The sequence below is a fragment of the Streptomyces fradiae genome, from assembly GCF_041270065.1.
GTDB lineage: Bacteria > Actinomycetota > Actinomycetes > Streptomycetales > Streptomycetaceae > Streptomyces.
Genome location: NZ_CP065958.1, coordinates 5,370,496 through 5,384,109, shown reverse-complemented (window position 1 = coordinate 5,384,109; position 13,614 = coordinate 5,370,496). Strand labels below are relative to the sequence as shown.

Annotated in this window: 17 protein-coding genes; 5 read left to right on the top strand and 12 right to left on the bottom strand. The window is 71.8% G+C overall.

The features are described from left to right. Positions 1-267 precede the first annotated feature (267 nt). Entirely contained in the window at positions 268-507 is a 240-nt protein-coding gene (locus tag JAO84_RS24825; RefSeq protein WP_370414831.1) for a hypothetical protein, read from the bottom strand. A gap of 337 nt (positions 508-844) precedes the next feature. After that, the gene (locus tag JAO84_RS24820) at positions 845-1,654 is read right to left on the bottom strand and encodes a leucine-rich repeat domain-containing protein (protein ID WP_370414830.1); all 810 of its coding nucleotides are present in this window, start codon (positions 1,652-1,654) and stop codon (positions 845-847) included. 112 nt (positions 1,655-1,766) lie between these two features. On the opposite strand from JAO84_RS24820, the gene JAO84_RS24815 reads away from it, so the two are divergent. Beyond that, positions 1,767-2,900, top strand: coding sequence for a hypothetical protein (locus JAO84_RS24815; RefSeq protein ID WP_370414829.1), 1,134 nt, complete (start codon positions 1,767-1,769; stop codon positions 2,898-2,900). Between the two features lie 254 nt (positions 2,901-3,154). Here the strand turns inward: JAO84_RS24815 and JAO84_RS24810 are convergent, their stop codons facing one another. Continuing rightward, the gene (locus tag JAO84_RS24810) at positions 3,155-3,334 is read right to left on the bottom strand and encodes a hypothetical protein (RefSeq protein WP_370414828.1); all 180 of its coding nucleotides are present in this window, start codon (positions 3,332-3,334) and stop codon (positions 3,155-3,157) included. A 181-nt stretch (positions 3,335-3,515) separates the two neighbouring features. Between JAO84_RS24810 and JAO84_RS24805 the strand changes: the two genes are divergently transcribed. Continuing rightward, the gene (locus tag JAO84_RS24805; RefSeq protein ID WP_370414827.1) at positions 3,516-4,133 is read left to right on the top strand and encodes an Imm21 family immunity protein; all 618 of its coding nucleotides are present in this window, start codon (positions 3,516-3,518) and stop codon (positions 4,131-4,133) included. On the opposite strand, the gene JAO84_RS24800 is transcribed toward JAO84_RS24805, so the two are convergent. Next, entirely contained in the window at positions 4,130-4,969 is an 840-nt protein-coding gene (locus JAO84_RS24800) for a LysR family transcriptional regulator (RefSeq protein WP_370416859.1), read from the bottom strand. The genes JAO84_RS24805 and JAO84_RS24800 overlap by 4 nt on opposite strands. A gap of 105 nt (positions 4,970-5,074) precedes the next feature. Between JAO84_RS24800 and JAO84_RS24795 the strand changes: the two genes are divergently transcribed. Next, entirely contained in the window at positions 5,075-5,800 is a 726-nt protein-coding gene (locus JAO84_RS24795) for an SDR family NAD(P)-dependent oxidoreductase (RefSeq protein WP_370414826.1), read from the top strand. Between the two features lie 5 nt (positions 5,801-5,805). Here the strand turns inward: JAO84_RS24795 and JAO84_RS24790 are convergent, their stop codons facing one another. From JAO84_RS24790 to JAO84_RS24780, 3 genes are read right to left on the bottom strand one after another with little or no spacing between them, the layout of a single operon-like run. After that, the gene (locus JAO84_RS24790) at positions 5,806-6,261 is read right to left on the bottom strand and encodes an N-acetyltransferase family protein (protein ID WP_370414825.1); all 456 of its coding nucleotides are present in this window, start codon (positions 6,259-6,261) and stop codon (positions 5,806-5,808) included. Beyond that, positions 6,258-6,758, bottom strand: a complete 501-nt coding sequence (locus JAO84_RS24785) for a hypothetical protein (RefSeq protein ID WP_370414824.1) — start codon at positions 6,756-6,758, stop codon at positions 6,258-6,260. Before JAO84_RS24785 ends, JAO84_RS24790 begins: the two co-directional genes overlap by 4 nt. Beyond that, positions 6,755-7,711: a LysR family transcriptional regulator gene (locus tag JAO84_RS24780; protein ID WP_370414823.1), complete on the bottom strand. Its 957-nt coding sequence runs from the start codon at positions 7,709-7,711 to the stop codon at positions 6,755-6,757. The genes JAO84_RS24785 and JAO84_RS24780 overlap by 4 nt, the downstream gene beginning before the upstream one ends. 178 nt (positions 7,712-7,889) lie before the next feature. Between JAO84_RS24780 and snpA the strand changes: the two genes are divergently transcribed. Beyond that, complete coding sequence (gene snpA / locus JAO84_RS24775; protein ID WP_370414822.1) at positions 7,890-8,540, top strand: snapalysin; 651 nt, start codon at positions 7,890-7,892, stop codon at positions 8,538-8,540. Between the two features lie 65 nt (positions 8,541-8,605). Here snpA and JAO84_RS24770 read toward each other — a convergent pair whose 3' ends face one another. From JAO84_RS24770 to JAO84_RS24750, 5 genes are all read right to left on the bottom strand, one after another. Further along, complete coding sequence (locus JAO84_RS24770) at positions 8,606-9,025, bottom strand: DUF6304 family protein (RefSeq protein WP_370414821.1); 420 nt, start codon at positions 9,023-9,025, stop codon at positions 8,606-8,608. A gap of 43 nt (positions 9,026-9,068) precedes the next feature. Then, complete coding sequence (locus tag JAO84_RS24765) at positions 9,069-9,395, bottom strand: hypothetical protein (RefSeq protein ID WP_370414820.1); 327 nt, start codon at positions 9,393-9,395, stop codon at positions 9,069-9,071. A 26-nt stretch (positions 9,396-9,421) separates the two neighbouring features. Then, on the bottom strand, positions 9,422-10,006 hold the full coding sequence (locus JAO84_RS24760; protein ID WP_370414819.1) for a dihydrofolate reductase family protein: 585 nt from the start codon (positions 10,004-10,006) through the stop codon (positions 9,422-9,424). Positions 10,007-10,116: 110 nt separating this feature from the next. Continuing rightward, a complete protein-coding gene (locus tag JAO84_RS24755) occupies positions 10,117-11,196 on the bottom strand; it encodes a family 2 encapsulin nanocompartment cargo protein polyprenyl transferase (RefSeq protein ID WP_370416858.1) in 1,080 nt (359 codons plus the stop codon). A gap of 109 nt (positions 11,197-11,305) precedes the next feature. Further along, on the bottom strand, positions 11,306-12,721 hold the full coding sequence (locus tag JAO84_RS24750) for a family 2B encapsulin nanocompartment shell protein (RefSeq protein WP_370414818.1): 1,416 nt from the start codon (positions 12,719-12,721) through the stop codon (positions 11,306-11,308). Between the two features lie 296 nt (positions 12,722-13,017). Here JAO84_RS24750 and JAO84_RS24745 point away from each other — a divergent pair, with 296 nt between their 5' ends. Beyond that, positions 13,018-13,608 carry an N-acetylmuramoyl-L-alanine amidase gene (locus tag JAO84_RS24745; RefSeq protein ID WP_370414817.1) on the top strand — a complete coding sequence of 197 codons (591 nt, stop codon included), beginning with the start codon at positions 13,018-13,020 and terminating at the stop codon, positions 13,606-13,608. The last annotated feature ends 6 nt before the right edge of the window (positions 13,609-13,614 follow it).

Sequence of the window (13,614 nt, the reverse complement as noted above, 5' to 3'; positions counted from 1 at the left end):
ACCCGATCAAGACCGTCGCACCCCATCGCCAGCCATCAGTAAAAGGCCAGGTCAGCGCCCCACAGGGAAGATCCCCGCAGGTCACCGACCCGGCCCATTACTAGGAGACCAAGAAGGCCTGACCTTCCTCCCTGCAAGGCCCCAAGACCGCACCCGGTCCGCAGTCCGCCGTCACCGGCGTTCACGGCGGCCCGGGTGCGGTCTTCTTCCCCGGGGCACAGGTGCGCGTAGATCCGCAGCGTGCCGATGTACGCGATGAGCGCAGCTCTACTCGTAGAGGGTGGCCGCACGGAGGGCTCGGGCCATGAAGGTCCAATCCCCGTCGGGCGGGATGCCTCCTCCTGCGTGGCGGTATGCGCCTGGAGAGTCATGCACCCATGCGGCGAGCGCCTCAAGGAAGCCGTCCAGCGTGTTGTTCTCCCACTCGTCGCCGCGAGCACGGAACTCCTGGTGCAGCTCCTGGAGGAAGGAAACCAGCTCTTCACGGCTGCGCGGTTCAAACGACATCACGCCAACGTACCCGGAGTGATTTCGTGGGATCCAGGACCGTCACGAGATCAACGCTGGAGCCTGAGGTTGCCGCCGACTGTCGTCAGCATCTGGCCGAGCAAGTGATGACGTCGCGAAGGGTACGCCGGATCGGCGGGCCGAAGACTCGACCGGTCCGCCAAGCCTCGCGAGGATCGGTCCCGGGTACCTCATCCCGCAAACCCTCGGGGATGGCCTGCACGCTCATGATCGACGGAGCCTACTGCCCCCTGGTCAGGGCCCGATCCAGAGGTGACGGCGACGGCTGGTGGGACTGATCGCAACCCGCAGAACGCAATGCAAGCCGTCTTACCGATCAGTCCCAGTAGGACGGCGGCTGCTCGACTCGACCGCCTCTGTGAGCTGTGGGGATGTAGTTGTCAGCACCTCCTGGGAGGGAGGCGACGCACTCCGGCGAGCAGGCGTTGACCAGCAGCGGCAACACGTCCGTGGCCACGCGCAGGGAGATCCACACCTGCTGGAGTCCGCCTTGTGCAATCGGGCCGCCGCAGGCACTGCAGCCTCGGAAGGCTGTGGGACCCCAGCGCCCGGGATCCAGACGCTCCGGATCGAGGCTCATGAGGGATTCCGGGGACGAGGTCAGTTTCGGGAAGGGCGGCCGGATCTTGAAGTTGCCGAAGAGGGCTCGCGTGCTCACCGTGCTGCGGGTCAACCGTCGACAGCGGGTGATCTCGTAGGGGAACCAGTGCAGCCGGTAGGAGGTGTACGGGGTGAACTCCTCCAGGCTGGTCATCGCCCCAATCTCGGGCGGGAGCCGAACCAGGTTGCTGCCGTAGAGCACGAGATGCTTGACCGCCGTCAGGCTGGCGATACTCGGCGGCAGTGTGATGACCTGCCGTCGCTCGTCCGGGCTCAGCTCGATCAGCGGCTTGAACTCCTCGCGCCCGTCAGCAGCAGCCTCATCGACCAGCTCCAGCAGACGCCGCCAGCCCGGCGCGGTGGGGTCCTGCCGCTCAGCGTGGAACCCGACGCGGGCTCGCGGGTGGGGCTTGGACTGATCGAAGCAGGAGCAGAAGTCCCGGAAGATCCCGCGCCCACCCGTCACCGAACCCGCAACGTCGGCCCATCGGTTCGCAACGACCTGCGGCTCTCCCCTGTCCGTCATGGCGCCACGGTACCGAGGCCGTCGCAGTCCGTCGCAGCGAATTCGCGATGAGGTAGCTGACTGCCACAACCCTTTCGCATGTACGGCCGCACCGCTCACTACGCTGGCAGGCGTGAACACGCCGTCGACCCCACGACTGACCCTGGAGAACGCCCGAGCCCTTCAGGGCATGCTCCGAACCGAGATCGGACCGGGGCTCACCGAGCAGGAACTCGACGCGGTCGAGGCACGGTTCGGCTTCACCTTCGCAGCCGACCACCGCGTCTTCCTCTCCGCCGGCCTCCCGCATGGCTCATCGACGTGGCCCGACTGGCGCAACGGCAGCCCCGAGGACCTGGCCGGACGACTGACGCGGCCCGTGGAGGGCGTGCTCTTCGACGTGGAGCACAACGCATTCTGGCATCCCCTCTGGCCGTCGAGGCCGGCGGAGACATCCGAGGCACTGCGCGTCGCGAGGACGGAGTTGGAGAGCGTGCCGCAGCTGGTCCCGGTCTACGGGCACCGCTACCTGCCCGGCACGGCGGGCGAGCACGGGCACCCCGTCCTGTCCGTCTACCAGACCGACATCATCCTGTACGGCAACGACCTCGCCGACTACATCCACCACGAATTCGCCGGCCGCTCGACCAGCCTCCCCGCCCATACGACAGTCGACTTCTGGGCCTACTTCGTCGAGGGCGGACCGGGCATCGACGTCACCCTGCCCACGCCCTTCACGCCGTACGCCACGAGCGCGCAGGAGGCCGTCGACTGCATCAGGATGCTGGCCCTGGAACGCCTGATCGGCCGTCGGCACCACCCGGAGCAGCTCATCGAAGCCGGCCTCACAGCCCTGATTCTCGACGTCGAGACGGAGTCCCTCCCCCTCCTCGCCGGCCTGTCACGCTCCGAGCACGAGCAGGCGGACGCCCTTTTCAACCAGGTGCTTGACGAACTGGGCCTGCTCCAGGACCTCTCGGCCGACACTACCGACCTCCCCTGGGAAGCGGCCCGCTGGGAACTCGTCCGCTGGTGGCTCCGGCTGGTCGTGAACGGCAGCCTGGCCCCCGGCGCCGGCGGTGACCTGATCACGTACGAAGGGTGGGGCGCACTGGCCCAGCCGCAGGCGCTCCGACCCCTGGTCGACAAGACCGACGCCTACAACGACTGGGCAGCGATCCGACGCGGCGACCGGGACCCCCTGGCGGACTCGATCGTCGAGGAGGCAGGACGCCTGCTCGCCGGGCCCTGGCCGCCAGTGGGCTGATCTCACCGGCGGCAGACGAGGATGCCGCCACGGCAGGCGATCTCGTACGCGCCTTCGCGGCGATGTCGTCGGCGACGAGGGCACGGGCCCGGTCGATGGTCGCATCGAAGGGCACGTCGTGCCGGTTCAGCGGCGAGGGTGCCCACGGCCGCGCCCCCACGCCCCAAGGCCGTCCGGCTGCCAATCTTGCGATCAGTAGAACCAGACGACGAGCCGCACCTGATCCGCTCCGTGGAGTTCGCCGAGCGTTCGCATCACGCTCCAGACCGGTCCCAGTTGCGGATGCCGAAGAGGCAGGCGAGAGCGTCGTAGGCGTTGCCGTTGTTGAGGAGGAAGAGGTCGATGGCGGCATGCCACACGGAGTCCTCGTCGTCGGGGCCCCAGAGGCGGGCGCCCGGTCGGCACTCGATCATCCCGCTGACTTCGGTAGACATACCGGGATCGTGCCTGAAGTGCGCCTGACTCGGCATCCGCATCAGCGGTGAGTGCCTCAAGCTCGCCGGCATCCGCACGATCTGCGGTCCCGAAAGGGGTACTGCCCGTGGGTCGCCATGACCAAGGTCGGTATGTGTCTGCGGAGCGACCTTTGTCAGTGGCGGAATGCAGACTCCCGATATGAGAGCCTCCTCGTCCTCCGCCCCCGATTCTTCCCAGACTCCCCCTGTCTGGGTGGAGTCAATGGGTGGCCCCTTGATCGCCATCCCCGTCTCCGCGCTGGACGCGTGGCACGGATGCACAGAGGACGGGATGGTCCTGTCGGACGGACCCGACCCGGACGACTACGACAGGGCCTGTGCTGTGGACGCACTGGCCGGCACCATCACGGTCGGTGAAGAGGGAACGGAGGCTCTGGTGCTGGGGGACGAGCCGGCCACCACCTGCTACATCCCTGAGCATCGCGTCTTCCTGCGCTGGCTCGCCGCCGGCTCCGAAGCCGAGCTCAAGGCCGCGGCAGAAGCCGTTCTCGCCGATCCTGCCACCCCGTGGGAGGAATGCGGGACGTGGACCACAGACGGCCCCGCTGTGCTCATGGACTCCGCCGAAGCGGGGACTGATCTGAGCGTGGAGTATCCGGATGGAGGATTCCCCGCACAGGCAACGGTGTCACTGCCCCCAGGCCGCTGGAGGATCCGTGCCGCCCACACCAAGGCCGACGAGGGGAACTGGGTCGGCCTGGTGCAGCTCCAGGCCGGCGCGCCAAGCCTCTGGGTACCCGCTCCTGCCGTGGGCTAGAGGCGGGTCGCGGTGCGGACGAGGGCGGCGACGGGTTGGGATCTGCTGTGGGGTGGCCAGGCGATGACGGTGGTGACGGGCGGTGCGTCCGGGACCGGGACCGTCGCGTGGGTGTCGCGCAGGTGGGCGCGGAGGGACTCGGGTACGAGCGCGCAGGCCCGGCCGAGTGCGATCAGTTGGAACAGCTGGGTGTGGTCGCGCACCTGGGGGCCGGGGCCGTCCGGGTAGCCTCCGTCCCGTCGGGGCCAGCGTGGCAGGGGCAGGTCCGTCAGGGTGGTGACCTCGGCCATCGACAGACGGGGGCGGTCGGCCAAGGGGTGCCCCACGGGCAGGACCACGATCTGCTGTTCGGTGTGCAGGACCTCGGTGTCGAGTCCGGCCGTCGTGTCGAACGGCCGGTGGAGCAGAGCGACGTCCGCACGCCCGTCGCGCAGCAGCCCTTCCTGCTCGCCGGGCCCGCACAGCATCACCTCGACGGCGACCGCGCCGGGCTCGGCGGCGTAGGCGTCCAGCAGCTTCGACAGCAGTGCACTGGACGCTCCGGCTTTCGTGGCAAGGACCACGCCGGCCGGTTCGGCGGCTGCGCGGCGGGTGCGGCGCTCGGCGGCTGCGACCGCGTCGAGTGCGGCCCGGGCCTCCCGCAGCAGCACCGACCCGGCCTCGGTCAGGGCGACCGCGCGAGGAGTGCGGTGCAGCAGAACGACTCCGAGGCGCCGTTCGAGCTGCTGGATCGCCCGCGACAGCGGTGGTTGCGCCATGGCGAGCCGCTGCGCCGCCCGCCCGAAGTGCAACTCCTCCGCGACGGCGACGAAGTACCGCAACTCCCGCGTCTCCACCGCGTCATCGTATCCGGCGCTCACCAGGACCGATATCCATGCGGTATCGCCGCGCACCCAGTCGGTCTTGGACGTCCCGCCCGAGTCCGCACCACGCTGGACGACATGAGTGAACAGACGATCGCGCTGGTGACCGGTGCGAACAAGGGGATCGGATACGAGATCGCGGCCGGCCTGGGCGCCCTCGGCTGGCGGATCGGCGTGGGCGCGCGGGATCGACAGCGCCGCGACACCGCGGTGGAGAAGCTGCGCGCGGCCGGGACCGACGCGTTCGGCGTTCCGCTCGACGTGGCGGACGACGCGAGTGTGGCCGCCGCGGCCGAGCTGATCGCCGACCGCGCCGGCGGGCTCGACGTCCTGGTCAACAACGCCGCGATCACCGGCGGTATGCCGCAGACGCCCACCACGGTCGAACCCGCGACCGTACGGGGCGTCGTGGAGACCAACGTGATCGGGGTCATCCGCGTCACCAACGCGATGCTGCCGATGCTGCGTGCCTCGGCATCGCCGCGGATCGTGAACATGTCCAGCAGCGTCGGCTCGCTCACCCTGCAGACCACGCCCGGCGTCGACATGGGCCCGGTTCCGGCCGCGTACTTGGCGTCCAAGACCTTCCTCAACGCCGTCACCGTCCAATACGCCAAGGAACTGGGCGACACCCGCATCCTGATCAACTCCGGCTGTCCCGGCTACACGGCCACCGACCTCAACGGCTTCCAGGGCGTCCGCACCGCCCACCAGGGCGCGGCGATCGCGATCCGCCTCGCGACCCTGCCCGACGACGGGCCGACCGGCGGATTCTTCGACGACGGTGGATCAGTGCCCTGGTGACAGGTTCATTCGGCGGCCTGAAGGGTGTAGCGGGCCTTCGGTTTCGAGGTGGCGCCCGCGCGGGCGTAGAAGCGCATCGCCGAGGTGTTCCAGGCGGGGGTCTGCCATTCGACGTGGGGAAGGCCCAGGGCGCGGGCCTCGGCGCGGACGGCGGAGAGGAGGAGGGCGCCGAGGCCGTGGCCGCGGGAGGACTCGGTGAGGTAGAGGCAGTCCATGTGGAGGTACTCGCCGGCGGACCAGGTGGAGAGTTCGGGGGCGCAGGTGGCGTAGCCGGCGAGGGTGCCGTCGGGGAGTTCGGCGACCAGGCAGCGCAGGCGCGGGGCGGGGGTGGCGAAGAGGAGCCGGTGGAGGGCCGCGGCCAGGTCGGGGCGGGGCGGGGCGGCCTGCTCGTACGCTGCGTGCTCGGCGGCAAGTTCGGCGACCCGCGCCAGGTCCTCGGGGCGCGCGTGGCGGACGGTCATCGGACCTCGCCCTCCAGGGTGTCGGCGGCCCAGGCGGCCACCCGGGCGGGGGCCGGGCCGGTGCCGTCGAGGAGGTGGCGGACGAAGGCCTCGCGCTCGTGGGCGAGGACGGCGGCCTCCCAGACGCACGGGGCGAGTCCGGCGCGGCCCGGGCGCAGTTCGGCCGGGCGGCCGGCCGGGCCGGTCCAGACGGCCAGGTCCGACATGTGGCCCTCGATCCAGCTGTGCGCGAGCACGTAGTCGCCGTCGGCGCCCGCGTGCACCAGCAGCACCGCGAGCCCGAGCGAACCCCGGTGCCGGCCGAGCGCCAGGTGGTCGGCGGCGAGCGCGAGCGCCGGGCCGGCCTCCGCCTCGCCGACCGTACGGCCGGGCGCCTCGATCCCGTACACCTTCAGGAGGTGACCGGACATCTCCCGGACGCCCAACGCGCGTACCGTCCGCGCGTGGTGGCCCTCGGCGAGCGCCATGACCGCGCCCCATTCCCCGTGTTCGCTCATGCGGACATCATGCACGGTCCCGCCGTCCCGCCCGCGTGCAGCCAGCGGCGGTACGGGGCCGCGCGGAGGGCGGCCTCGCGGTAGGCGGCGGTGAGGTCGGCGTACGGCCCGTCCAGGGGGACGCCGGGGGCCGCGAAGAGGAGGAGGCGGACGGCGAGGGGGTCGCCGCGGAGGGGGCGGACGGCCATGTCCTCGCGCGGGTGCGAGGTGGGCTGGCAGGGGGCGACGGCCTCGCCGAGGGCGATCAGCGAGGCGGCCGTGTGGTAGTCGGCGTGCAGCAGCGGCGGGTCGAGGCCCGCCGCGCCCAGGACCCGGCGCAGGCCGTCCCACTCGCCGTCGACGGCCGGATCGACCGTCCAGCGGTCGTGCGCGAGGTCGGCGAGGTCGACGACCTCGTGGCCGGCCGCCGGGTGGTCGCTCGCCATGGAGACGAACTGCGGCTCGCGCTCGACCAGGACCCGCCCGGTCAGACCGGCCGGAACCCGCAGCGGGCAGCCCTCCACCTCGTGGACGAACGCCAGGTCGAGCCGGCCCGCGGCGACCGTGCGCAGCAGGATGTGGGCCGAGACGTCGACCCGGAGTTCGATGTCGGTGCCCGGCCGGCCCTGGCGGAGCCGGCGCAGCCAGCCGGGCAGGGCGCGGCTGGCGGTGGAGCCGACCCGGAGGACCGGGCCGTCGGCGGACCGGGCGGCGGCCGCGCGGGTCTCGGTGACCAGGGCGGTCATGCCGTCGACCAGCGGGCGGGCCCGGCTGAGGACGGAGCGGCCCAGCGGGGTGGGCAGACAGCCGGTGCGGCCGCGGGTGAAGAGTTCGGCGCCGAGGGCGTTCTCGATCCGGCGCAGCTGGGTGGTCAGCGAGGGCTGGCTGACGCCGAGCCGGCGGGCCGCCTTGTGCAGGCTGCCGGTGTCCGCGATGGCGCAGAGCGCCCGCAGGTGCCTCACCTCCAGCTCCATGGGTCCGAGGTTAGGGCGGCTCCGGGGCGCGCACCAGACCACGCCGCCCGCCCCCGTACGCCCCGGTGCGAATGTGTCAACTCCCCCGCGATAGCGCGGTGTTATCAGCGGATGGCATCATTCCCCGTCCGCACCCGGCTCCCCCACACTCTCCTCAACCCCACAGGAGGAGCCCCCCATGCGACACCCGAAGTTCCTCACGTCCTTACTCACCGCCGCCCTCGGTGCCGGTCTCACCCTCTCCCTCGGCGCCGCCCCGGCCTCCGCCGCACCCACCCCCACCGCCGACCGCGCCGGATACGCGGGCTACGCCGGTTCGGCCGAGGAGACCAGGGCCAACCAGGCGTTCTTCGACGCCGTCGTGAAGTCGGTCGCGAAGAAGCGGGCCGCCACGCCTGGTGCCGCCGCCGTCACCGTGGTCTACAGCACCGCCAACGCACCCAGTTTCCGTACCCAGATCTCCCGTTCGGCGCAGATCTGGAACAGCTCCGTCGCCAACGTCCGGCTCGTCGAGGGCTCCAACCCCGACTTCGCGTACTACGAGGGGAACGACTCCCGCGGTTCGTACGCGAGCACGGACGGGCACGGCAGCGGCTACATATTCCTCGACTACCGGCAGAACCAGCAGTACAACTCCACCCGCGTCACCGCCCACGAGACCGGGCACGTGCTCGGTCTCCCCGACCACTACAGCGGCCCGTGCAGCGAGCTGATGTCCGGCGGCGGGCCCGGCACGTCCTGCCAGAACGCCTACCCGAACTCCCAGGAACGGTCCCGCGTGGACCAGTTGTGGCGGTACGGGCTCGCCACCGCCCTCAAGGCCGGCTGACGGGCCGGGGACGACCTGAAGGGCGGGGGCGCACCCGCGCCCCCGCCCTCCGTGTACGTCCGCGGTCAGGCCGCCTGCATCAGCCCCCGGCCGAACTCGGCGCCCGGCGGCAGCTGCCGGCGCACCCGGCCGAGCGCCTCCTCGAAGTCCCCGCCGGCGATGCCGGACTCGTAGGCGGCGCCCCCGTAGTGCAGCGTGAGGCTGAGGTCGGCGCGCTCGCCGAGGGTCAACAGGCAGCTGAGCGTGGCCTGCTGGCTGACGCCGTCCGCGACGACGGGGAGCGGCAGGTCCCACTCCAGAACGCACCCGGTGAGGGCCTGCCCGCCCTCGCCCGCGGCGCTGAGCGCGGCGAAGCTCGCGCCCGTGTACTCGATTCCCCTGATCCGGGTGGCCACGTGGCTCCCGGCGGCCGTGATGACGATCGCTTCCGCACCACGGCGGTCCCGGTACCAGCCGGTCCAGACTTCTGTCGACTCCGATGACATGCGGCGGACTGTAGCGGTATGACCGGCTCCGGCGCGCGGCCGGTCACCCAGGGGCCGGACTTCTCCCGGTCTCGCCGTTCTTGCCGGTCACGTGCGTGGTAGTGGCTTCCGCGCCGGGTTCCGTACCGTCTTCCGTGCCGGGTGCCGCGCCGCCTCCGCGGGAGCGCGGCGGTGCACCGTCCGCCGCCGCGTCGCCCTCCGGCTCGTACAGCTCGCAGTCCGGATTGCGGCACGGCTGCACGACCCATTCCGGCACCCAGGCCCCGAGGACCTTGTGCCGTTCGGCCAGCACCTGGCGGGGCTGCCCGCAGGCCGGGCACGGATGCTCGGCGCTGGGGTCCCGCGTGGTGTGCGGCGTCTCGTCCGCCATGGTTCCAGCCTAGGCCGGGCCGGGCGTCACCGCTTCCTGGCGTACCAGCGCACGACGACGCCGTTACCGAAGCTGCGGACGTCCTCCAGGACGTAGTCGTGGACGGCGAACTCCGCGCCGAACAGCGGCATGCCGGAGCCGTAGATCTGCGGGTAGGACTTGATGACCAGCTCGTCGACCTCGTCCACGAGCTGTCGCGCGACCTGGCCGCCGCCGCAGAGCCAGATGTCCAGCGGGCCGTCCTCGGCCTTGAGCTCGCGGACCCGGGCGGCGAGGTCGCCGGCGAAGAGTTCGACGTTGGGGTCGGGCGACTCGGTCAGCGAGCGGGTCGCGACGATCTCGCGGAGGTGGCCGTACGGGCTGGGCATCCCGGCCTCCAGGCCGAGACGGTACGAGCCCATGCCCTGGATGACCGTGTCGAACCGCTTGTTGGGCACACCGGTGAGGCCGGCGGCCTCCCGGAAGGCGGTGGGGACGGTCTCCGGGAACTCGGTGTTCATCCAGGAGGCGTACTCCTCGTCCATGAACTGGAACATGGACGAGGCGTCGCCGTTCGGGTCGCCGATGAAGCCGTCGAGGGAGCAGGCGACGTAGTACGTGAGCTTGCGCAAGCCGGAATCTCTTTCCGTAGGAGGCATGACCAGTGGCCGTAACCACTGCGCCTATAGTGCTCCAGGCGTAGTGGTTGCGCAAGCCCTTATCGGTGCTGCTTTCGAAAGAGTCAGCGACTGCGCCGCGTCACGAACTCCGCGAGCGCCAGCAGGTCCCCCGCCGCCGACAAGTCCGGCACCGCCCGCTGGAGTTGCTCGACCGCGCGGGCCATCCGCTCGGCCGCCTGGCTCTGCGCCCAGTCCCGGCCGCCGGCCCGCTCGACCGCGTCGGCCGCCGCCCGCACCGCGGCGGCGTCCAGGACCGGGCGGGCGTACAGCTCGGCCAGCTCGTCGCCCGCAGGGGTCCCGGAGGTGAGCGCGGCCACCACCGGCAGCGACTTCTTGTGGGCGACGAGATCGGCGCCGGCCGGCTTGCCGGTGCGCCCCGGGTCGCCCCAGATCCCGATCAGGTCGTCGATCAGCTGGAACGCGAGGCCCGCCTCCCGGCCGAACGCGTCCAGGGCCGCGACCGCCTCCTCGTCCGCCCCCGCGTACAGCGCGCCGAGCGCGCAGGAACAGCCGAGCAGGGCCCCGGTCTTGGCGGTGGCCATCGCCACCACCTCGTCCAGGGACACCTCCCGGGGGTCGCGCTGTTCGAAGGCGCAGTCCGCCTGCTGGCCCGCGCACAGCTCGATCACACAGGCGGCGAGCCGGGCCGCGCCGGGGACGGCGGCCGGGTGCGGGTCCTCGGCGAGCAGCCGCAGCGCGAGCGCGTTCATGGCGTCGCCGGCGAGCAGCGCGTCCGGGATGCCGAACACCTTCCAGGCGGTGGGCCGGTGACGGCGGGTCGGGTCCTCGTCGACGATGTCGTCGTGGAGCAGGGTGAAGTTGTGGGCCAGCTCCACCGCCGCGGCGGCCTTGACCGCCGGTGCCGGGTCCGCGCCGAGCGCGCGGGTCGCGGCGAGCACCAGGGCCGGCCGGATGGCCTTGCCGCTCTGGCCGCCCCCGGCCGGGGAGCCGTCGGCCTCCTCCCAGCCGAAGTGGTAGGCGGCGATGCGTCGTATGGAGCCGGGCAGGGACTCGACGGTCGTCCGGAGCTGGGGGTCGACGACGCTGCGCGTCCGGTCCAGGAGCAGCGCGGCGCTGCGTCCCCCGGCGGTCCCGGCCGCCCCGGTCTCGGCGTCCGCGCCGGTCGCGCTGATCGCGGTCATCTTCTCGGTCACTTTCCTCATGGCGTGGCCTGGCCTCGCCTGGCCTGGCCTGATGGATGGCGTGCACCGGGGGCGGGGACCCGTCGGCCTGGCCCCCGACCCCGGTGTGTCAGTGGCGGCGGGCGATCTCGACGTTCTCCAGGACGCCCAGCGCGTCGGGGACGAGCACGGCCGCCGAGTAGTAGGCGGTGACCAGGTAGGAGCTGATCGCCTGGTCGTCGATGCCCATGAAGCGGCAGGACAGGCCGGGTTCGACCTCGTCCGGGAGGCCGGCCTGACGCAGGCCGATCACGCCCTGGTCGGACTCGCCCGTGCGCATGCAGATGATCGAGCTGGTACGGGCGCCGGTGACCGGGATCTTGTCGCACGGGTAGAGCGGAACCCCGCGCCAGGTCGTGATCCGCGTGCCGTCGACGTCGACCGTGTCCGGCACCAGGCCGCGCCGGTTGAGTTCCCGCCCGAACGCGGCGATGGCCTGCGGGTGGGCCAGGAACAGCTTGGAGCCGCGCCGCCGGGACAGCAGCTCGTCCAGGTCGTCGGGGCCGGGCGCGCCGTCCTGCGGCTGGATCCGCTCCCCGTAGTCGCAGTTGGCGAGCAGGCCGAACTCCCGGTGGTTGACCAGCTCGTGCTCCTGGCGCTCGCGCAGCGCCTCGACCGTCAGACGCAGCTGGTGCTCGGTCTGGTCCATCGGATGGTTGTAGAGGTCGGCCACGCGGGTGTGGACCTTGAGCACGGTCTGGGCGACGCTCAGCTCGTACTCGCGCGGGGAGAGCTCGTAGTCCACGAAGGTGTGCGGGACGACCGGTTCGCCGACGTGGCCGGCGGAGAGGTCGATGGCCGCCTCGCCCAGCCGGTTGACGGGGTGCGGGGGCAGGACCGCGAACTCGGCGAGGTGTCCGGCCAGCGCGCCGGCCCGCTCGGCGAGGGCGAGCACATCGGCCCGGGTCAGCTCCAGGACCGTACAGGCGGTGGCGGCGCGGGCGGTCCACTCCCACGAGGCGTCGGCGGCGGCCAGCGCGTCCTCGCCGAAGTACGCGCCGTCGGCGAGGACGCCGAGGACGGTCTCGTCGCCGTACGGCCCCTCGCCGAGCCGCTCGACCCGGCCGTGCGCGAGCAGATGGACCCGGTCGGTGCTGGTGCCGCGGGCGGCGATGACCTCGCCCGCCGCGTACTCCCGCTGGACGCAGCGGGCGGCCAGCTCGGCGAGGACGTCCGGCTCGTCGAAGCCGCGCAGGGCGGGGAGCTCGCCCAGCTCGGCCGGGATCACCGCGACCCGTCCGCCGGTCTGCACGAAGGTGACCCGGCCGTCCCCCACGGCGAAGCTGAGCCTCCGGTTCACCCGGTAGACACCACCCCGGACGTCCACCCACGGCAGCGCGCGCAGCAGCCACCGGGAGGTGATCTCCTGCATCTGCGGGGCGGACTTGGTGGTGCTCGCCAGGTTCCGCGCGGCGGCGGTGCCGAGACTCTGCTGCGCGGGCGCCCCGCCCTCGCGCACCTCGCCGTCAACCGAACCAACGGACATGGAACTCCCTCTCGATACGACAGACCTGCGAAGGGAAGCCTTCCAGCACGGAGCGTGTCCGCGCCATTACACAAAAGAGTGGGTGTCGATCACCGTGGGCCTGGGCATGGCGCGCGTTTTCCCCCGCCTTCCCCCGCTGCCCTCCGCCTTCCCCCGCCGCCCACACGCCCCCGATTCGTCCGGATCGGCTCGCACACGAACCGAACGCATGGCAGCGGAGCGGACCGCTCCGGTACCCCGGTAGGGCAGGAGGAACCGGAAGAACCGGAACCCCCCCGTCCCGAAAGGAGCCGGTCATGGCCACACCCATGTCCGCGAGCCGTTTCCTCGACGCGCTGCGCGACGAAGGCCTGACGGTCGTCGAGGTCGGCAACTGGCGCACCCACAACCGCAACCACAAGGGCCCCTGGGGTCCCGTGCACGGCGTGATGATCCACCACACCGTCACCTGGGGCACCAGCAACACCGTCCGCATCTGCCGGGACGGTTACGAGTCCCTGCCCGGACCGCTCTGCCACGGCGTGATCGCCAAGGACGGCACCGTCCACCTGGTCGGCTACGGCCGGGCCAACCACGCCGGTCTCGGCGACGACGAGGTGCTTCGGGCGGTGATCGCCGAGAAGCGCCTGCCGCCGGACGACGAGGCCACCACCGACGGCAACCGGCACTTCTACGGATTCGAGTGCGAGAACCTCGGCGACGGCACCGACCCGTGGCCGAAGGTCCAGCTGGAGGCCATCGCCAAGGCCGCGGCCGCGGTGTGCCGGGCGCACGGCTGGACCCAGCGCTCGGTCATCGGCCACCTGGAGTGGCAGCCCGGCAAGGTCGACCCGCGCGGCTTCACCATGGCGTCGATGCGGGAGCGGATCGCCGACCGGCTGCGGTAGCGCCGG